Below are 18,225 nucleotides of genomic sequence, written 5' to 3'. Positions count from 1 at the left end.
AATAACGTAAGGTGAGGCCTGGGTCACAGAAATCAAAGGCTTGAAATCGAATGAAATTTCGAACGACAACGGCTGCAACAATTTTCCGCCAGCCGCCTGCGGTGCCCCGCTATGCCGTCTTTTACAGCCCATGGCCTTTGCACTAGGCTATCCTTGAGTGAATCGCCGGCCGATGCCGCACCATATGGAGACCCCTCAATGACCGACACCGCCAAGCCGAGAGGCGAACTGACGCTGCGCACGCTCGCCATGCCGGGTGATGCCAATCCGGCCGGCGATATCTTCGGCGGCTGGGTCATGGCACAGATGGACCTTGCCTCCGGCATCCGCGCCGCCGAGCGCGCCAAGGGCCGCGTCGTCACCGCCGCCGTCAAGGAAATGGCCTTCGAACTGCCGGTCAAGATCGGCGATACGCTGTCGGTCTATACCGATATCGACCGTGTCGGGCGCACCTCGATCACGCTGATCGTCGAAGCCTGGGCGCATCGTTCCCGCTACGCCAAGATGGAAAAAGTCACCGCCGGCACCTTCATCATGGTGGCGCTTGACGAAGAGGGCAAACCGAAGATCGTCCCCGCGGAGTGACAGGCTTAAACCGGGGATAAGGGATGGAAACAGTCGGCTCGCCGGAGGTCTTCCTTCACATCGAGGTGGTGATGGGGTGAGACGCGGTCCCGCAAAGCGGGAGCAATCGATTCACTGGATCGATTGCTCGAGCTGCGCCCGACCGCTTCTCACCCCCGCAAAAACTCCGACCCCTTATCAAACCCCAACCCCGGAAAAATTTTCCCCGTCAGATCGTCCACGCCGACATCGAACTGCCGATGGAGCATTGCCGCCGCCACCTCGCGCACGTCGACGGTTGGCATCAGGTCGCGGTCGTCGAGCAGCTGGCCGTCACCGAGCCCGGGCCACTTGCCGAGGATGCGGCCGCCGGGGACCGCGCCGCCGGCAAGCAGGGCGCAGCCGCCGGTGCCGTGGTCGGTGCCGGCGGAGCCGTTCTGGCGGGCGGTGCGGCCGAATTCGGTCATCGCAAGCACCACGGTCTTTGCCCAGATCTCGGGCCCAAGCGTCGTCTTCAGCGTGTTGATCGCCTGCGCCAGATCCTGCGCCGGCCGCTTGAACTGGGCCGCCTGGCCGATATGCGTGTCCCAGCCGGTGATGGAGAAGCTGGCGATGCGGTAATCGCCTTTCAGCATGTTGGCCGCAAGGGCTGCCACATCAGCAACCTTTTCGCCGCGCTGGCCATCCGGTTCGATCATCATCGAGGCGGTGTCGGCCCGCGTCGCCTCGGCGAGTGCTGCGGCAAACGGCGGATCGCCGGCATAAAGCCGCGCCAGGAACTGCATCTCGTCGCGCGCCGGCGCCAGATTGGAATCCGACGCCCAGACATCGACATCGTTCGGCCCGGAGAGGATCAGCTCGGTCGAGGTGTTGACGTCGATCGCCTTGCGCGCATCCGAGCGCGGAATGACCGCGAGCGCCCGGTTCAGCCAGCCGGTCTTTTCCTCGGCGACATGCTCGCCGCCGGATTCCAGCATGTCCTGCCCGTCGAAATGGCTGCGCTGGTCGCGATAGGGTGTCGACACCGCATGCACGAAGGCAAGCTCCCGGCTCTTCCACAGCGGCATCAGATCGGCGGCTGCAGGATTGAGGCCGAAGTGCCCGTCGAGATCGAGAAGCCCGGTATCGGGCGTCAGCGCCAGCGTCGGTCGTAGCGCGGCAAAACCGGCGTCGCCATAGGGCTGCACCAGATCCAGCCCATCCATCGCGCCGCGCAGTACAATGGTGACAAAACGGTTGTCGCCGGGCATCGCCGCGAAAGTGACCGGTGTGAAGACGGGAGCGGCGGCAAGACAGCAGGCCGAGGTCAGAAAGCCGCGGCGGGAAAGCGAGATCCGGTTCATCGACAGCGTCATGGGTGGAGCCTCCTGAGCAGGTTCCGGAAAAGTGTCCGGCGGTTTTCCGGTCAGAACCTGCGACAAAACAAATGAGCTAAGCAGACGAAGCGTTGGTTTGCCAACGAAAGTCTGCTTAGCGGCGGTTGAATTCGGGCGACGCCAATACCAGCGTCAAGCCGCTGATCTTGTTCGGCGCCTGCGACACCACCCGGATCGTCTCGTCGCGCGCAGCATCGGCAAGCGTCGATTTCAGGAATTCGCGCGGGTCCTCGTCGCGGCCGAACTGCGCAGAAGCCCGCCTCGCCCAGGCCAGCCGCTCGGCCAGCTGGCTGCCGGTGATCCAGGCGGAAAAGCCTTCCTCGAAGCCGGCCGGGCTCGGCGGCAGCCAGGTCGGCTGCCCCATGCGCTTCAGCGCCCCCTGCCCCAGCGCCCGCGCCGTCCGGAAGGCCTTCAGGCGCTTGTCCCTCCCTTCGCCGGCAGGATCCGTCGTCACAGGCGACCCCGCCATGCCGGGCGTGTTCGCCGCCATGTCGCCCTCCTCAGTGCCCTGCTGGTTGGCCGCCAGGAAGCTGCCGACGACACCGTTGACCGGTCCCGCATTCAGCGCCCTCAGACCGGCGACGACATAGTCGAAGGGCTGGCGCGCCTTGGCGCCCTCGTTCTGCCAGGCGGCGGGATGGTCGAGCATGGAGGTGTAGACGGCGGTGAGATCGCCATCCGTCTTCTTCCAGGCGGCTGCCATGTCGGACACCATGCCCTCATCGGGCTGGTCGGAGACGAAATGCACTGCCAGTTTGCGGCTGATATGCGCCGCCGTCTTCGGATGGACGGAAAGATCGTCGAGCATATCGAGATAGTCGTCGCGCGAGCGCTTGCGCCCGCCATAGCTGACACCGAGCACCTGATGCGCGCCGGGCTCGGAGATATTCGGCCGGAAGGCGATGTCCATCTCCTTGCGGTCGATGGTCAAGCCCGTCAGCACCATGGCCGCCGCCGTCACATCCGCCTGGCTATAGCCGCCGCCGGCGCCGAGCGTGTGCAGCTCCAGCAGTTCACGGCCGAGATTTTCGTTCAGCCCCTTGTTGCGCTTGATGCCGCCGTCTGAATCCGGCCCGAGCGACTCCGCCTGATCGAGATAGATCAGCATGGCCGGATGGGCCGTGGCGCTGCGCAGCAGATCACCGAACCTGCCGGATATGAATGGCCGGATCGCCTCGGCCTCGTAGAGCGGCACGATGAGGCGCATCGGCAGGCTCTTATTGGCGCTGGTGGAGAAATGATCGGTCCAGAAGGTCGAAAGCCGCTCGTAGAAACCGTACGGCGACAGCACCGCCTGCATAAGCCGCAGGTTCGCATCGTGCTGGAATTGCTGCTGCGCTTGCCGCTGCACGCCCTTGCGCATCTCGCGCTGCGCCGTATCGTCGGTCACCGACTTGGCGTCCAGGCGGATCTGCTTCAGCTGCTCCTGCAGGCTGAGGATCGCGCGGTGGCGCGTCTCGGGACCGCCGAGCGGAAAGTCCGGCGTTGCCGCCGCCCCCTCGCTGAGCTGACCGATCAGCTCATCCTTGCTGCTGGGCGGCTGCTCGCCCGGCCGGAAACCGTAGCCGAACCGGATCGCCGCCATCGTCGGGAAAGAGAGGCTCATGGCCGGTCAACTCCTGATCAACAAAGAGTGACAGGCTGCCAGCCGATTGCGACGGCAATCTGTAGGAAATGTGGCGATATCCAGACATGGACGATTTGTAATCTGTTGAAAAAATTACAGTTTACGCCCGAAAGATGAAGGATGCTCCGATTGCGATGAGCGCGAAACCGATCGCATGGTTCCAGGTCAGGTTCTCGCCGAGCCAGAAGATCGAGAAGCCGGCGAAGACGAGGAGCGTGATCACCTCCTGCATCGTCTTCAGCTGCGCCGTCGTATAGACCGCCGAGCCGATGCGGTTGGCCGGCACCGCCAGGCAATATTCGAAGAAGGCAATGCCCCAGCTGACGACGATGGCCAGGAAAATGGCCGTGCCCTTGTGCTTGAGATGGCCATACCAGGCAAAGGTCATGAAGATGTTGGACGCGAACAGCATGACGACGGGCCAGATGGCGGCGGGAGAAAAGGACATGGAGCAACTCGGCTGTGGAGGAAACGGTCGATCCGGCGAGATACCGGCGGGCCTTACCTAGCACGCCGCCAATCGACGGCAAGCCCCCAAGGCTCGGACCGATCGTCTCACGCCACCGAGACGAGGCGGATCACCGGCCACAGTCGGCAGGCCGTGAGCAAAGGCCGGCGACATCAGCCGCCGGCCTCTGTAACCGCAGGCAGCGCTAGATTCGCATCGCGCCACGCGGCCCCTCGGCCTCCTCCGTGCCGAAGCGAACATCCTTCTTTTCGTAACCGAATCCGGCAAGCGCTGCGACGACCAGCGCCACCACGGCTGCGACGATCAGCAGCGCATGCCCGAGGCGAGAAGGTTGCCGAGCTGATAGGCGAAGCCGGGAAAGGTGCCGCGCACCTCGTCCGGCGACAGCTCGTTCAGATGCACCGGCACGATGCCCCAGGCGCCCTGGACGAAGAACTGCATCAGGAAGGCGCCGATGGCGAGCAGCACCGGCCCCGGCGCATAGGCCCAGAGCGGTGCCACGGGCACGACGATCCCGAAACGGGCGGGTTGTGACTGTCAGGGCTGCGGTTGCACGAGGAGCTCGCAGGCGAGACAGCGGGGATAATGTCAGCGATCCTGGCCTACAATAGAAGGAGCAACCGCCAGCGCTCATGACCTGGGGCGCGGCATCCTCCAACGCCCCTCATGCTGAGGCGCGCAGGCCAAAGGCCGAAGCCTCGAAGCACGCCGCAACGCTGCTTCTTGCATCCATCTGACGTCAGCACACCCGCCTCGTCCTTCGAGGCCCCTGGGGCACCTCAGGATGAGGCTCTCTGAAGCGATGGCGCATGCTCGCTATCTCGCAGTCTTTAAACCGCTACACCTACCCGCCGCCCGCCACCCTACCCCGGCACGCCCAAGCCACGGACGCAAACGACCGCGGCCCATCCGGCTCCCCGGCCTCATAAGCCGCCCTCATCGCAGCATCGACCGCCTCCCGCTTGCCAGCCCCCAGCCCGGCGACATACCGGCCGAGCGGCCCCTCGCCGGCGGCGATCGGCTGCCAGTAGTCGTCGAAGGAAAGATAATCCATCCGGATCAGCAGCGACGTCTCCCCAACATCAGCCAAACCCTGGTCGATGAAACACGCCTTCATCTCTCCCGGCCGCATCATCGGCTGGAAGCAATATTTGCGCCGCAGCGGCAGCGCGTTCTCGTCGAGCATGACGACCGTGTCCCACATCATCCGCATACCGGACATGCCGCCGTAATGATCCCAGACGGTGGCGGCCACAACACCGCCGGGGCGCACGACACGCGCCATCTCCGCCACCGCCTTGGCGGCCTCCGGCACGAAATGCAGCACCAGCAGCGACATCGCCCGGTCGAAGCGGTTGTCCTCAAAGGGCAGCGCGCAAGCATCCGCCTGCCGGATCGCGATCCGCGGATCGGTATTGCGCCGTGTCGCCGCCTCGACGAAAACCGGCGAATAATCGATGGCGGCGATCTCCTTCAGGCCTGGTCTTTCCGCCAGCGTAAAAGCCAGGCTGCCGGTGCCGCAGCCGACGTCGAGCACGCGCTCCCCATCCGCAAGACCGGCAAAATCGATCAGCAGCGGCGCCAGCCTCTTGCTCCAGCGCCCCATCAGCCGCTCATAACCATCCGCACTTTCGACATTGAAACTCGACGGCATCGAAGCCTCCCTCTTCAAGAACGATGGTCTATCGCCGCAGAGCCGAGCGATCCGTCGCCTTGCGCAAGGCGGGTCGGGCTCTCCGCCGTCCCCGGTTCAGGCCGGGGACGGCGGAGAGTGTATCAGGCGGGCGCCGTGCCGAGAACGCTCCAGTCGAAGCCGCGCGCCCAATCGGCATAGCTGTGCCAGCCGACATCGGGGAAATCGCGGCGCAAGGCAGCGGTGTCGACGTCGTAGCCGCTGCGGTCGAACCATTCGAACATCAGCGCCGCGTCCTCGCTCTGCTGCCGCATCGCGGCGATCGGCAGTTCCTGGTAGCGTATCGGCCGATCGAGTGTCTCGGACAGGATCTTCGCCTGCTGCTCGCCAGACAATTCGTCGCCGGCAATGTCGAAACGCTTGCCGAACACCTGTTCGCGCCGCTCGGCCAAAGCCGCGACGAAAGCCCCGATATCCGTGATGGTGATCTGTTGCAGCACGCGGGTCGGCGGCAGCGCTGCCGCATAGACGCCCTGGCGCAGCCCGTCGATCGCCCAGGGCGCCACCGTGTTTTCCATGAAGGCGACGGGCGCGCTGATCGTATAGGGAATGCCGAGACCGGCGACATGCTTCTCGACGAGGTACTTGCTGTCGAAATGCGGAATGCCGGTCTTCTTGTCGGCATCGCCAACGGAGGAATAGATCAGGTGGCCGATGCCGGCGGCCTTCGCCGCATCGGCAACGGTGATGCCCTGGCGCGTTTCCGCCTCCGTCCCGGCCTCATAGCTGTTGCCCATCAGGAACATCGTATCGACGCCCTCAGCCGCCCTCGCCACGGATGCGCCATCGTTGAGATCACCAGCGACGACCTCGACCCCAGCCGCAGCCAGCCGCTTTGCGCCATCGCTATCCGGCTTGCGCGAGATCGCCTTGACGCGGTGTCCCCGCGCGGCCAGGGCGCGAACGACCGCGCCGCCCTGCTGGCCGGTGGCGCCGGTGACCAGAACGCTTCTAATGTTGCTCATCTGTCTGCTCCTTGTTTGTGACTGATGGAGCAAAGTTAGGGCCTGTCGCATTGAACCATAATAGCTTATAGTTGAGAAACATCGTACCATCTGAGGATACAATGCTCGACCTCAACGATATCATGATCTTCGCCCGCGTCATTGAAGCCGGCAGCTTCACCGCCGCGGCGCGGCTGCTCGGCATGCCAAAGACAACGGTCAGCCGACGCATTGCCGCTCTCGAGCGCGAACTCGGCGTGCGCCTGCTGCAGCGCACGACCCGCAGCCTCAGCCCGACGGATGCCGGCCGCCTCTATTACGAGGAAAGCAGCCGGGCGCTCCGCACGATCGAAGGCGCCAACCTGCGTCTTGCGGAAGCAAGGACGGAGCCCGCCGGCACGATCCGCATATCGGCGCCGGTCGGCTTCGGCGGCCACTTCCTGCAGGATGCGATCTTCGATCTTCTGGCGACCTACCCGAAGTCGAGGGTCGAGTTGCGGCTGACCGACGACAGGCTGAATCTCGTCGAAAACGGCATAGACCTCGCCTTCCGCACCGGCATGCTGGAGGATTCGACGCTGATCGCCCGCAAGCTCGGCTCTACCCATCGCTTGCTCTGCGCGAGCCCCGACTATCTCGCCCGCTGCGGTGCGCCCGATCGCCCGGCAGATCTCGTCCGCCACGACTGCGTTGTCGCCGGCCAATCCACCCATGCGCAATGGCTGCTTGAAGGCCCGCACGGACAGGAAACCGTCCCGGTCTCGGGGCGCTTCGCCGCCAATGAAATGCAGGCGGTCATGGCCGCAGCGATCGCCGGTTATGGCATCGCCCGACTGCCCCATGGGGTCGCCAATGCCTGCATCAGGGATGGGCGGCTATGCCGCGTTCTCGACGGTTACACGACCCCGGTCGGCGGCCTGCACGTCGTCTATCCGAGCAGCCGGCACCTGCCGCCTCTGGTCAAGACCTTTATCGAACTCGCCGCCAGACGGTTGAACGCGGGAGCCGATGGCAGCGACGACTTCGCCATCCTATAGCGGTAGCCCGTTACACTTCCTTCAGCACCACCTTGCCGTCGAGGATTTCGATCAAGGTCGCACTCGCCTGGTTGAGGCCGGCGACCTCCGCGGCGATGCCGTGTGCCTTGAAGCGCTGCACGACCTTGTCGAGCGCGGCGACCGCGGTGATATCCCAGAAATGCGCCTCGGAGACGTCGATCAGCACGGTCTTGCCGATCGCGTCCTGAACGTCGAAGGCCTCGACGAAGACGTCGGCGGAGGCAAAGAACACCTGGCCGGACACACGGTAGATGCGTTGCCCTGAGGCTTGATCGGACGCCACATCGACGCGCAGCAGTCGGGCGACCTTGAAGGTGAAGAATACGCCGCTGAGCAGCACGCCGACCGTGACCCCGAGGGCCAGGTTGGCGGTGAAGACGGTGACGACGACGGTTGCCGCCATGACGGCGCTCGACATCCGGGGATGAACGACCACGGCTCGCAGCGACGACCAGTCGAAGGTGTCGATCGAGACCATGACCATGATCGCCACCAGCGCGGCGACTGGAACCTCGGAGACCCACGGCTTCAAAAGCACCATCAGGACCAGCAGAAAGGCGCCGGCAAACAGCGTCGAGAGCCGGCCGCGCCCGCCATATTTCACGTTGCTCACGGTCTGGCCGATCATGCCACAGCCGGCGATGCCGCCGAACAGGCTCGCGGCCGCATTGGCAAGGCCGAGACCGGTGCATTCGCGGTTCTTCGAACTCGGCGTATCCGTGAGATCATCGACGACGCTCGCCGTCATCATGGATTCCAGCAGCCCGACCATGGCGATGGCAAGCGCCGGGCCGGCGATGATCCGCAGCGTTTCCAGCGTCAGCGGCACCGCCGGCCAGCCGAATACCGGAAGCGATTCCGGCAGCCGGCCGAGATCGGCGACGGTGAGAACGGGAAGCCCTGAAGTTACCGAGGCGACGGTCAGGATCAGGACGCAGATCAGCGGCGACGGGATCACCGTGGTGATGCGCGGCGTCAGATAGATGATGACAAGCCCGGCAGCCAGTACGGCATATTCCATCCAGCCGGCGCCGATGATGTGCGGCATCTGCGCGGCAAAGATCAGGATGGCAAGCGCATTGACGAAACCGGTGCGCACGGATTTCGAGACGAAGCGCATCAGCACGCCGAGCCGCAGCAGCCCGAATACGATCTGCAGCAGCCCCGCCAGCAGCCCGGCCGCGAAGAGATAAGGTAGTCCATGGGCATGCACCAGCGGCGCCGCGACCAGTGCGACCGACCCGGCCGCCGCCGAAATCATCGCCGGGCGTCCGCCGGTAAACGCAATGACGATGCCGATGACGAAGGAGGCGAACAGGCCGACCTCGGGATCGACCCCCGCCACGAATGAAAAGGCGATGACCTCGGGGATCAGGGCGAATGTCGCCACCGCTCCGGCAAGCATTTCGCGCATGGGATTGGCGGACCAATCGCGACGGATGGAGGAAAGCAGCATGTGAGGGAGTCTCGCAAAGCATGGCCCGACACGCTCTGCCGAGCGGTCGCGTGATGGCATGCAGGTTTTGCGTTGTCTGGCGGATCGGCGGCCAGAAGAGCCACCCGGGGTCTCACCGGGTCCGTGGTGAATGCCCGTGGTATAGACGAAGTTTTTGCCGCAGTGCAACATTCAAATGTGCAGCGATCGGCCGGAGCCTCCTCTCAAGGCTGCAACGATTGGGAAGCAAGAGGCAGTCGCTTCGTCCGTAGGGCTCTTGGCGTCTACCTCTCGGGATGACGCAAAGTTGGAACGGTCACTCCCCTTAGGACGCCGAAGATTGCCCCGAACAATCCGCCGATGACGATACCTGCGGAACCTCCCGCCAAAACTCCAATGATGCAACAGGCAATCCATTCCAGACCACCGGACGCGTCGGCGGTCAGTATGGTCGCGACAATACCAACCACCGCTCCAATGATGCCGAAGACGATCGCTACACCCGTCACGGACTCTGACGGATCGATCGTGCCGCTGCGAGAGGAATGCCCGGTGTGATCTTCTGGCAGTTGAGACTGGGGCTCTGAATCTTCCATCGCATTTCCTTCAGTGTGCGTGTCAGCCGCCCAGCGGCTTGTCGTCGTTTTCAAAAAGTATGCGTTCCGCCGCGCCTTCCAGATCTTCGTATTGGCCATTCCGCAAAGACCACAGAAATGCACCCAGTCCGGCGATCCCCATCAATACGGCTATAGGTATGAGGAACAACAATGAGCTCATTGGACTGCTCCGGCCAGCTTGTTTTTCCGGGCAAGCCGCCGCGATGGCAAGCTATCCTTCCTATCAAGCCTCAACGCATTGGCGACAACCAAGATGGACGACGTTGACATCGCCACGGCCGCGATCAGAGGGCTTGCATAGCCTGACAGGGCGAGCGGAATACTGACGACATTGTAAACGATCGCCAGCGCAAAGTTCTGGCGGATCAGCATGGCAGCTCTTCGCGCCGTCGTAAGCGCAACTTCCAGGCCATTCATATCGGCATTCAGCAGGATGAAATCGGCGACGCTCCGCCCGATATCGCTTCCCGATGCCGGAGCCATGGAAACATGAGCCCGCTTTAGGGCAGCAGCATCGTTGATCCCGTCACCAACCATCATTACCTTGCGACCGCGACTGCGCAACGCATCGATAGCCCAGGCCTTGTCTTTGGGAAGGGCCGCTGCCGTCACCTCGTCGATCCCGACCTCACGCGCCACAGCAAGGGCCGCATCCGCAACATCGCCAGTCAACATCTGCACTGCGATCCCCTGCTCCCTCAGGAAACGCACAGCATTTGCCGACCCCGCACCGACCCGTTCACCGAAAACGAATGAGGCGAGGACTTCTCGCCCTTGTGTCAGGACCACCGTCGAAGCCGCTATCAAGTGACTGTCCGTCGCCCAGGCTGCTCGTCCAAGCCGATAACGGTTACCGCGAAAGCACGCTTCAAGGCCGTTGCCGGGTATTTCCCTGACATCCTCGAGCGGCAGGGTCTCCGCCTTGCCGCGCGCAGCGTGGCTGACGATCGCCTTGGACAGCGGATGGCTCGAATAGCGTGCTAGTGACGCCGCCAGTGACAGCCCCATCGGCCCGGTTGAGGTCGCAGCGACCAACATCGGGTCGTACCGTGTCAGCGTTCCGGTCTTGTCGAAGACGACGGTGTCAACCACCGCAAGTCGCTCCAATGCGGACCCGTCCCGCGCGACGACGCCGTGCTTGAACAAGCGTCGGGCGGCAACGACCTGCACCATGGGTACCGCCAATCCAAGCGCGCACGGGCATGAGATGATCAGCACTGTGATCGATATCGTCAGGGAATGGTGGATGTCGTGGGTGGCCAGGAACCAGCCGAAGAACGCCAACAGCGACAGTCCGTGAACGACGGGCGCGTAGAGTCTTGCCGCCCGGTCGATGAGCATTCTGTATTCCGACCTGCCGTCCTCGACGGCCTCGAGCATCCTGTGCAGCTCGGCGAGCGTGGAATTTTCCGGGGCGGCCGTGGCTTCCACAGTGAGGGGATGGCCGACGTTCAAATCTCCGGCTCGGACCAGCCCGCCAGGCGCGATGGTCTCCCAGCGACTCTCTCCTGTCACAAGCGAACGATCAAGTTCGGAGATGCCGGCAAGGATCGTCCCGTCAGCCGGAATTCTGTCCCCGGCTGCAATCAAAAGGTGGGTGCCGGGGGCGATATCGCTCAGCTCGATATAGTTGATCCGGCCATCCGGGCCTATCGCATGCGCGCCCTTCGGCATCATGTCCGCCAGCGAAGCAGCGGCCGAACGCGCCCGTTTCCGCATCATTTTATCAAGCGTGCGTCCGATGAGCAGGACGAAGAGTAGCGATGTGCCCGCCTCGAAATAGGCCTGCCGTCCCTCCGCAAACGTATCGTAAGCGCTCAGGAAGAATGAGAGCAGGACGCCGATGCTGATTGGTACGTCCATGTTCACCCTGCCATGCGCGAGCGCCCGCCATGCAGAGCGGTAGAATATCGCGCCCGAAAAAACGACGGCAGGCAAAGCCAGCGCCGCAGAGATCATATGGAGCGCCTGGCGTATTGACGGGTCCGCGCCCCACCAGACCGAGACGGACAGGAGCATGATGTTCATCGAGCAGAAGCCCGCGACCGCCAGCGCGCGCAATAGCTCCGACATCTCACCGTCGGGCTGGTCATGGCCTTCGGTCGGAAGAACGGCCGTGTAGCCGATCGTTCCGATCAAAGCCGCAAAATCCGGCTGGCTGTTGTTTTCCGTCTGCCAGGTGATGGCCAGCCGCTTCGTCGTCAGGTTTGCGCGAACCGAGCGAACCTGAGGCGCTCTGGCGAGTGTCGTCTCCAACCGTATCATGCATCCACCACATCGCATGTCGGGAACGGATAAGACGACCTGCCGGAGGCCACCGCCCAGATCGCGGCTTGCCAATGCCATCTCATCAACTCCTGGCCTTCGGGGGCCGGGATCGTGGCCTTGCGTCAGATCTGGCGGAGCGCGGCTGGTCATCGTCGGCTACCGGACTGCCTTGTAGGCATGCCAGGTGGCATGCCCAAGCAACGGAAACACGACGATCAAACCGACAAAGCCCGTCACAACGCTGGCAGCAAACAGCGCCAGGACGATCGCACCCCAGACCATGAGGGGCTGCATGTTGTTCCAAACCATCGCTGCACTTACGCCCATCGCGGTGAACGCGTCGACCCGTTCATCGAGCAGCATCGGAATTGAAAAGACGCTGATTGCGAAGGCAAACCCGGCAAACAGCGCACCGACGGAAAAGCCCACGACGAGCATGCCCCAGCCCTCGGGCGTCGTCAGCAGCAACCTCGTAACGCCGTCGAGACCCGGGAACGGATTAACACCGAAGAACAGCGCATAGATGATCACGGCAGCCCTCATCCAGAGGAGCATGAGCATGCAGAGCACCATCCCGGTGAAGAATACCTGTTTGCCGGCGAGTGGACGCACGCCGAGCATGGAGCGAAGTGTCACATGCCCGCCGTCCGCCAGCGTCCGGCTCTTGATATAAAGCCCGGCAGCGAAAAGTGGGGCGACGATCAGCAATCCCGCCAATGCGGGAAACAGAAGATAGTCGAGCCCCGATCGGAACAGGATCAGGACGGTGCCGAACGCGATGAGGAAGACAACGAAACCGTAGGCCAGGCTGGTGAAGGGCTGCCGGACGAGGTCGCGCCAGCCTTGGCGCAGCCAATCGAACGGCGCGCCGACGGGCAGATGCCGCTGCCACTTCGCGTTCCTCGTCTCCTCGATCCCGGATACCTCGCTCAGATATCGGCCCGATTTGTCGTCCTGCGCCATCTGATTTTCCTCCTGCCTTCAGCAAGCGGCCGCAGCAGCCCTGAATTCCGCGGGCCGCTGGCCTCTTTCCTTGATGTGCTCGACGCAGGCGGGCTGGCTTGCGATCGCAACATAGACGAGATGGGCGTTGGCGCCGACGAATGTCGCGGCCGCCAGCCCGATCAAAACCCATTTGACGGTTCTCGTCGAAGGCATGTTCCCGGCCGTCATGGCTGCCTTTCCCCCATCCCGCTCACATAGAGCGCGAGAATTTTGATTTCGGCGGGTGTCAACCGCTCGTCCCAGGTCGGCATGTGACCCTGTCTTCCGCCATGCACGGTTTCGACGATACGGCTGAGTGTTCCACCGTAAACCCAGCTTGCATCGGTAAGGTTGGGGGCGCCAAGCTCGATTTTTCCCTTGGCGTTGTCACCGTGACAGGACGCGCAGGTTGTCTTGAACAGCTCGCGGCCAGCTTCGATATCGCCGACGCGCTCTTCAGAAGAGGCTGAATTGCTGAGAGAATAAACATAGGCGGCGACATCGGTCACCTGTTTGCGGTCGAGCATCTCGTCCGCTCCAAACGCAGGCATCTGCGACACACGGCTGTTCGAGTGACGCGAATTGACACCGACCGTCAGGGTCTCGACGATCCGGTCGGGCTCGCCGCCCCAGAGCCAGTCATTATCCGTCAAGTCGGGATAGTTCTGTCCACCCTTTCCGTCCCGGCCGTGGCAGGCCGCGCAATTGTCTCCGAACAACTGGTGGCCACTGGCGTTCACCTTGGACATCAATTGTGCATCTGCGCGGATTTCGTCAAAGGAAGCTTTTTCGATCTTCGCGGTCCAGGGAGCGCGCGAGGCCGCGGCTTCCACGATCTTGCGTTCCACCGTCTGCTTCTGGCTGCCCCCGATCAGGCCCTTTGTATAGGTCGTTCCAAGCGGCCAGGCCGGGAGCAGTATCCACCACAGGAGGGCAAACAGATGGGTCACGATCAGAAAGAGGAGCACGCCGCGCGGAATCGGCGTATCCAGTTCCTTGATGCCGTTCCAGATGTGACCCGTCGTCCTGCGACCTGTTATCTGGTCGATTTCCTCTATCGCCATGGCTTGTCGTCCTTGTCGAATATCTCCGTTTCTGCCCGGTTGAAGCGAGTTCGATTGGAAGGCCAGAAAGTGTAAACCACCACTCCGATTGAGAATAGGATCAGGTACAGCAGGCCCCACACCTTCGACAGTTCCAGCATGGTTTCGTGGGAAAGGTCCATTTCAATCCCCTCCGCATTCAGTTCTTGGGGTTCGGTATTTGCTCGGGTGCTGCAGTGTTTTCGTAGGCCGCGTTTGTCAGACGGCCTATGACCTGGAGATAGGCGACGAGGGCATCCATCTCGGTGACGGTCTTTTTGACGCCGTCGAAAGCCGAGACCTGTGTCGCCTCCCCGTAGCGTTCGATCACTCCCGACGACTGATCGCCGTCCGGATCGGACTGACCGTAGGCGTCCGCGGCGGCATGGGTGATCATCTCGTCTGTGTAGGGAACCCCGACTGCTCTCAAGGCAGCAAGATTGCCGCCCAGATCGGAAAGGTCGAGCTGTGTGGTCGCCAGCCAGCGATAGGATGGCATGTTGGACTCGGGAACGACGTCTCGCGGGTTGATCAGATGCGCGACGTGCCAGAGATCGGAGTATTTGCCACCGATGCGGGCCAGATCGGGACCCGTTCGTTTTGATCCCCACAACATCGGATGATCGTATTTGGATTCGACCGCGAGTGAGTAAGGTCCATATCGCTCCACCTCGTCGCGCAACGTCCTGATCATCTGGCTGTGGCAGGCGTAACAGCCTTCTCGGACGTATATGTCGCGGCCCGCTATTTCGAGGGGAGTATAGACCCTCATGTCAGGCGCGTCTTCGACAGTCTCGTGGATCGTGAACAGCGGAGCGATCTCCACGATACCGCCGACGCTGCCTGCCAAAACAATCGCAAGCATGAACCCGACAGCCGTCCGTTCCAGTTTTCTGTGTTGTCCCTCTCCCATGTTTCACTCCGCCGGAGAAGGTGCCGCACCGTAGACTTCGGTGTCGAGCGGGGCATCGGAAAATGCGCGGCCAGCGGCCGGAACCATCCGAACCGTCATCCAGATATTAAAGCTCGCCACGACTGCCCCGATCAGAAACAGCAGCCCCCCGAAGGTGCGCGCGATGTAATACGGATACATTGCCAGCAGACTGTCGACGAATGAATAGACGAGCGTGTTGTCCGGCGAATATGTGCGCCACATCAGTCCCTGGATGATACCGGAGTTCCACATGGCGAAGACGTAGATCAGGGTACCGATCAGCGCCAACCAGAAATGCACTTCGACGAGCCTCGACGAATACATCCGTTCGCGCTTCCAGATTGATGGCACGAGCGTGTATAGCGATCCGAAGGTGATCATCGCCACCCAGCCGAGCGCGCCCGCATGGACGTGTCCTACGGTCCAGTCGGTATAGTGCGACAGCGAGTTGACGGGTCTGATCGCCATGAAAGAACCTTCAAACGTCGACAGCCCGTAAAAGAACGCCGCCATCATGATGAAGCGCAGGGTGGCGTCGTCACGAACCCGGTGCCACGCCCCATTCAATGTGAGCAGCGCGTTTCCGGCCGATGCCCATGACGGGACGAGCAGCATCACCGAGAAGGTCATTCCGAGGTTCTGCACCCAGAGCGGCAGCGCTGTGTAATGGAGATGGTGGGAACCCGCCCACATGTAGAAGAAGGTGATCCCCCAGAAGCTGATGATCGACAATCGATAGGAAAAGATCGGTCTCTCGGCGCGGATTGGCAGGTAGTAATAGAGCATTCCAAGGAAGCCTGCGGTGAGAAAAAACGCCACCGCATTATGGCCGTACCACCATTGGACCATGGCATCCTGGACCCCCGACCACACCGTGTAGCTTTTCGCATGGCCGATAGAGACAGGCACCGCGAGGTTGTTGACGATGTGGAGGATGGCGACCACGACGATGAAAGCCAGATAGTACCAGTTGGCGACGTAGATATGCGGTTCCTTGCGCCGCGCGAGGGTGCGCACGAAAAGCAGGAAATAGACGACCCACACGACGACCAGCCAAAGGTCGGCGTACCATTCCGGTTCCGCGTATTCCTTCGATTGGGTGACGCCCATGAAATAACCGCTGACCGCGATCAGACAGAAGAGGTTGTAGCCGAAAATGACGAACCAGGGCGACAACTGATCAGCCAGCCTGGCGCGCGACGTCCGCTGCACCACATGGAACGACGTCGCGATGATTGCGTTTCCGCCGAAGCCGAAGATGACACCCGTGGTGTGGGCGGGGCGTATGCGGCCAAAGCTTGACCATGCCATATCGAAGTTAAGCCCAGGCCACGCGAGTTGCGCCGCCGCCCAAACGCCGATGAACATCCCGAACACCGCCCATACCATTGTCAGGGCGACGCCGACCTTGATCGGATCATCGTAATAGTCGGCGAACCGCGTCGCCTCCGGCTCTGTGCCGAAGTATGACGTAAGTATCCACCAAAACAGTGCCCCGGAACAGAGGAAAACCATTGTCCCGTGGACGCCCATCGGATCAAAGCGCCCGGCAGCCGACATGCTGATGCCGAGGATCATCAATACGACAAGTATGGCGGATGCGAACTGTCGTTCGCCGGTCGTGAGCTGCCCCATGCTTCCCCACCCCCGATAGCACCGCAACATCGTGCTCCTGTCGGATCGAAAACGCAAATGACTATAAATCCTGTGTTTCTGAGACAATCCCCAACGGATATCGGAACGAACGCCGGACCGCGACAGCCCCGAAGGCCCTCTCTTCGGAATCGAACCTGCCGAGCGCAAGGGGTGCGATGCTCAGCGTCGTTCCGCTTGTAAGGGCGATAACGCTACTGCCAGAGGAAGTCCGGACCCGTGCTCTGGGACGTGAGCTTCAGCCTCCCGTCCGGCTGAACGACATAGGTCTCGAATACGCGGTAGCCGAACTGGCCGAGAAAGGTATGTTTGACTACCGTTCCCGGCCGATAGGGCGAATGGACGACCTTGCCGTCATAGGTAAGACTGCCGGGAAGAGGTACAGGACCGCCGGCCGCGCCAGCGCAGGCCGTGAGGGTGAGGAGAATGGCAACAAATGCGTGCTTCATCCGGATGACCTCCCTGGAAGGCACCCATTAAACGACGTCAATCCTGATCAGACCGCTGCCTTGCTGTCGAAATCCTTGCGTCGGGCCTCTGCCCGTGACAGCGCGCTGACAATCCTTTCGTCGGTGAAAGGCTTGGATATCACATCGAGCGCCCCCTCGATACCATTGCCGACATTCTCCGGCCTGCCGGTCACGAAGATGACGTCCACGCCGAAGCGATCGATCAGCCGGCGCGCAAGCTGGGCGCCGCTCAGCCCGTCGGAAAGGCTGAGATCGACGAGGGCCACATCGCTTCTCGGAGCATAGGCGAGAGCTTGCTCCATGGTCGAAACCGGCCCGACCGTCTGGTGTCCGGCCTCTTGCGCGATGCGTTCGAGCTCCAGAGCGATGATATTCTCATCTTCAACGATCATGACCTTCATGGGTAGTCTCCCTGTCAAAGCGGGCGGGCGCAATGCCGGTAGCGGGTACAACGCGACTCGCCCCATAATGTTTCCACTCTGCATTGAATTTCTTTGAAGGCCGCAGACGCTGTCGCTCGATACCGCCGTTACGGACGACAGCGCTTCGGCCGAGCGGAACAGACCGAACATGCCGACGGCGCAGAAGTCTGAGGCACTCCAGCGGGAGGAGAGTGGATTTGTGCCGACTTCGGCAGGCCCAGCTGCCCTCACTCGTCTCTGTCTAGGAACCAGCTGATGGCGGCGTCGTTCCGGCACCGCGAGAGCGGCAATTGCCGCACGGAATGAATGCGGGTGATCCCGCCCTCGCCGTCCGTGTCGACGTCCATGCAGGCGCAGGCATAGCCATGTGTGGCATGGGTGTAGACATATTCGCCGGTCGTCAGGTCCGGAATCTTGCCCATTCCCTCGGCCTTGTAGCCGCTGCCATTCTCCATGATGGTCCAGCCGCCGCCGGCATCCATGAGCGACCAGTTGGCCGTCGAAGGATTGTCCAGCCAGCCGCAGCGCCGTTCGGCATGCGCCGCGGCGGGCGCGAGAAGCATCATCAAAACAAGCGCATGCAATCTGGTCATCGCCCCCTCCGCGTCGCCGGCAACTATGCATGCACC

Annotated in this window: 20 protein-coding genes, 1 pseudogene and 1 other annotated feature; of the genes and pseudogenes, 2 read left to right on the top strand and 19 right to left on the bottom strand. The window is 62.3% G+C overall.

Annotation, left to right across the window (positions count from 1 at the left end; translation table 11 throughout):
- The first annotated feature begins 198 nt into the window (after positions 1-198).
- Entirely contained in the window at positions 199-585 is a 387-nt protein-coding gene (locus AF337_RS08610; RefSeq protein ID WP_049731806.1) for an acyl-CoA thioesterase, read from the top strand.
- A gap of 149 nt (positions 586-734) precedes the next feature.
- Here AF337_RS08610 and AF337_RS08605 read toward each other — a convergent pair whose 3' ends face one another.
- The 6 genes and pseudogenes from AF337_RS08605 to AF337_RS08580 form a co-directional block, all read right to left on the bottom strand.
- Complete coding sequence (locus tag AF337_RS08605) at positions 735-1,919, bottom strand: DUF1501 domain-containing protein (RefSeq protein WP_049731805.1); 1,185 nt, start codon at positions 1,917-1,919, stop codon at positions 735-737.
- Positions 1,920-2,034: 115 nt separating this feature from the next.
- The gene (locus tag AF337_RS08600) at positions 2,035-3,546 is read right to left on the bottom strand and encodes a DUF1800 domain-containing protein (protein WP_049731804.1); all 1,512 of its coding nucleotides are present in this window, start codon (positions 3,544-3,546) and stop codon (positions 2,035-2,037) included.
- A 121-nt stretch (positions 3,547-3,667) separates the two neighbouring features.
- Complete coding sequence (locus AF337_RS08595) at positions 3,668-4,015, bottom strand: DMT family protein (RefSeq protein ID WP_049731803.1); 348 nt, start codon at positions 4,013-4,015, stop codon at positions 3,668-3,670.
- Between the two features lie 205 nt (positions 4,016-4,220).
- A pseudogene (locus tag AF337_RS39990) lies at positions 4,221-4,549 on the bottom strand (MFS transporter); the annotation flags it as partial.
- 331 nt (positions 4,550-4,880) lie between these two features.
- Positions 4,881-5,690 (bottom strand): class I SAM-dependent methyltransferase, encoded by an 810-nt coding sequence (locus AF337_RS08585; RefSeq protein ID WP_049731801.1) that lies wholly within the window; start codon positions 5,688-5,690, stop codon positions 4,881-4,883.
- A gap of 122 nt (positions 5,691-5,812) precedes the next feature.
- Complete coding sequence (locus AF337_RS08580) at positions 5,813-6,694, bottom strand: NmrA/HSCARG family protein (RefSeq protein WP_049731800.1); 882 nt, start codon at positions 6,692-6,694, stop codon at positions 5,813-5,815.
- Between the two features lie 101 nt (positions 6,695-6,795).
- On the opposite strand from AF337_RS08580, the gene AF337_RS08575 reads away from it, so the two are divergent.
- Positions 6,796-7,710, top strand: coding sequence for a LysR family transcriptional regulator (locus tag AF337_RS08575; RefSeq protein ID WP_049731799.1), 915 nt, complete (start codon positions 6,796-6,798; stop codon positions 7,708-7,710).
- A 10-nt stretch (positions 7,711-7,720) separates the two neighbouring features.
- Here AF337_RS08575 and AF337_RS08570 read toward each other — a convergent pair whose 3' ends face one another.
- From AF337_RS08570 to AF337_RS08510, 13 genes are all read right to left on the bottom strand, one after another.
- On the bottom strand, positions 7,721-9,187 hold the full coding sequence (locus AF337_RS08570; protein ID WP_049731798.1) for a SulP family inorganic anion transporter: 1,467 nt from the start codon (positions 9,185-9,187) through the stop codon (positions 7,721-7,723).
- A gap of 70 nt (positions 9,188-9,257) precedes the next feature.
- Positions 9,258-9,313: a sequence feature (sul1 is cis-regulatory element that is thought to sense ions involved in sulfur or methionine metabolism; They are found in Alphaproteobacteria), on the bottom strand.
- A 137-nt stretch (positions 9,314-9,450) separates the two neighbouring features.
- Entirely contained in the window at positions 9,451-9,762 is a 312-nt protein-coding gene (locus AF337_RS08565) for a hypothetical protein (protein ID WP_049731797.1), read from the bottom strand.
- A gap of 22 nt (positions 9,763-9,784) precedes the next feature.
- The gene (ccoS, locus tag AF337_RS08560; RefSeq protein ID WP_049731796.1) at positions 9,785-9,943 is read right to left on the bottom strand and encodes a cbb3-type cytochrome oxidase assembly protein CcoS; all 159 of its coding nucleotides are present in this window, start codon (positions 9,941-9,943) and stop codon (positions 9,785-9,787) included.
- Positions 9,940-12,201, bottom strand: a complete 2,262-nt coding sequence (locus tag AF337_RS08555; RefSeq protein ID WP_049731795.1) for a heavy metal translocating P-type ATPase — start codon at positions 12,199-12,201, stop codon at positions 9,940-9,942. Before AF337_RS08555 ends, ccoS begins: the two co-directional genes overlap by 4 nt.
- A 6-nt stretch (positions 12,202-12,207) precedes the next feature.
- Positions 12,208-13,014, bottom strand: coding sequence for a DUF2189 domain-containing protein (locus tag AF337_RS08550; RefSeq protein ID WP_049731794.1), 807 nt, complete (start codon positions 13,012-13,014; stop codon positions 12,208-12,210).
- 18 nt (positions 13,015-13,032) lie between these two features.
- A complete protein-coding gene (locus AF337_RS08545) occupies positions 13,033-13,224 on the bottom strand; it encodes a hypothetical protein (protein WP_049731793.1) in 192 nt (63 codons plus the stop codon).
- A complete protein-coding gene (gene ccoP, locus AF337_RS08540; RefSeq protein WP_049731792.1) occupies positions 13,221-14,099 on the bottom strand; it encodes a cytochrome-c oxidase, cbb3-type subunit III in 879 nt (292 codons plus the stop codon). Before ccoP ends, AF337_RS08545 begins: the two co-directional genes overlap by 4 nt.
- Positions 14,090-14,260, bottom strand: coding sequence for a CcoQ/FixQ family Cbb3-type cytochrome c oxidase assembly chaperone (locus tag AF337_RS08535; RefSeq protein WP_049731791.1), 171 nt, complete (start codon positions 14,258-14,260; stop codon positions 14,090-14,092). The genes ccoP and AF337_RS08535 overlap by 10 nt, the downstream gene beginning before the upstream one ends.
- Before the next feature lie 17 nt (positions 14,261-14,277).
- A complete protein-coding gene (ccoO, locus tag AF337_RS08530; protein WP_049731790.1) occupies positions 14,278-15,030 on the bottom strand; it encodes a cytochrome-c oxidase, cbb3-type subunit II in 753 nt (250 codons plus the stop codon).
- Positions 15,031-15,033: 3 nt separating this feature from the next.
- Positions 15,034-16,686: a cytochrome-c oxidase, cbb3-type subunit I gene (ccoN, locus tag AF337_RS08525; protein ID WP_049731789.1), complete on the bottom strand. Its 1,653-nt coding sequence runs from the start codon at positions 16,684-16,686 to the stop codon at positions 15,034-15,036.
- Between the two features lie 212 nt (positions 16,687-16,898).
- Positions 16,899-17,153 carry a hypothetical protein gene (locus AF337_RS08520; RefSeq protein WP_049731788.1) on the bottom strand — a complete coding sequence of 85 codons (255 nt, stop codon included), beginning with the start codon at positions 17,151-17,153 and terminating at the stop codon, positions 16,899-16,901.
- Positions 17,154-17,200: 47 nt separating this feature from the next.
- A complete protein-coding gene (locus AF337_RS08515) occupies positions 17,201-17,575 on the bottom strand; it encodes a response regulator (RefSeq protein ID WP_049731787.1) in 375 nt (124 codons plus the stop codon).
- A 248-nt stretch (positions 17,576-17,823) separates the two neighbouring features.
- Positions 17,824-18,189, bottom strand: coding sequence for a DUF4087 domain-containing protein (locus AF337_RS08510; protein WP_049731786.1), 366 nt, complete (start codon positions 18,187-18,189; stop codon positions 17,824-17,826).
- Positions 18,190-18,225 lie beyond the last annotated feature (36 nt).

Source organism: Rhizobium ecuadorense, assembly GCF_001187535.1.
In the GTDB taxonomy this organism is placed as follows: domain Bacteria; phylum Pseudomonadota; class Alphaproteobacteria; order Rhizobiales; family Rhizobiaceae; genus Rhizobium; species Rhizobium ecuadorense.
Note: the sequence above shows the minus strand (reverse complement) of the source record. Positions and strands in the feature narration are given on the sequence as shown.

Coding starts and splice junctions, on each gene's coding strand:
- AF337_RS08610 (WP_049731806.1), top strand. CDS start 199: ATGACCGACACCGCCAAGCCGAGAGGCGAACTGACGCTGCGCACGCTC.
- AF337_RS08605 (WP_049731805.1), bottom strand. CDS start 1,919: ATGACGCTGTCGATGAACCGGATCTCGCTTTCCCGCCGCGGCTTTCTG.
- AF337_RS08600 (WP_049731804.1), bottom strand. CDS start 3,546: ATGAGCCTCTCTTTCCCGACGATGGCGGCGATCCGGTTCGGCTACGGT.
- AF337_RS08595 (WP_049731803.1), bottom strand. CDS start 4,015: ATGTCCTTTTCTCCCGCCGCCATCTGGCCCGTCGTCATGCTGTTCGCG.
- AF337_RS08585 (WP_049731801.1), bottom strand. CDS start 5,690: ATGCCGTCGAGTTTCAATGTCGAAAGTGCGGATGGTTATGAGCGGCTG.
- AF337_RS08580 (WP_049731800.1), bottom strand. CDS start 6,694: ATGAGCAACATTAGAAGCGTTCTGGTCACCGGCGCCACCGGCCAGCAG.
- AF337_RS08575 (WP_049731799.1), top strand. CDS start 6,796: ATGCTCGACCTCAACGATATCATGATCTTCGCCCGCGTCATTGAAGCC.
- AF337_RS08570 (WP_049731798.1), bottom strand. CDS start 9,187: ATGCTGCTTTCCTCCATCCGTCGCGATTGGTCCGCCAATCCCATGCGC.
- AF337_RS08565 (WP_049731797.1), bottom strand. CDS start 9,762: ATGGAAGATTCAGAGCCCCAGTCTCAACTGCCAGAAGATCACACCGGG.
- ccoS (WP_049731796.1), bottom strand. CDS start 9,943: ATGAGCTCATTGTTGTTCCTCATACCTATAGCCGTATTGATGGGGATC.
- AF337_RS08555 (WP_049731795.1), bottom strand. CDS start 12,201: ATGACCAGCCGCGCTCCGCCAGATCTGACGCAAGGCCACGATCCCGGC.
- AF337_RS08550 (WP_049731794.1), bottom strand. CDS start 13,014: ATGGCGCAGGACGACAAATCGGGCCGATATCTGAGCGAGGTATCCGGG.
- AF337_RS08545 (WP_049731793.1), bottom strand. CDS start 13,224: ATGACGGCCGGGAACATGCCTTCGACGAGAACCGTCAAATGGGTTTTG.
- ccoP (WP_049731792.1), bottom strand. CDS start 14,099: ATGGCGATAGAGGAAATCGACCAGATAACAGGTCGCAGGACGACGGGT.
- AF337_RS08535 (WP_049731791.1), bottom strand. CDS start 14,260: ATGGACCTTTCCCACGAAACCATGCTGGAACTGTCGAAGGTGTGGGGC.
- ccoO (WP_049731790.1), bottom strand. CDS start 15,030: ATGGGAGAGGGACAACACAGAAAACTGGAACGGACGGCTGTCGGGTTC.
- ccoN (WP_049731789.1), bottom strand. CDS start 16,686: ATGGGGCAGCTCACGACCGGCGAACGACAGTTCGCATCCGCCATACTT.
- AF337_RS08520 (WP_049731788.1), bottom strand. CDS start 17,153: ATGAAGCACGCATTTGTTGCCATTCTCCTCACCCTCACGGCCTGCGCT.
- AF337_RS08515 (WP_049731787.1), bottom strand. CDS start 17,575: ATGAAGGTCATGATCGTTGAAGATGAGAATATCATCGCTCTGGAGCTC.
- AF337_RS08510 (WP_049731786.1), bottom strand. CDS start 18,189: ATGACCAGATTGCATGCGCTTGTTTTGATGATGCTTCTCGCGCCCGCC.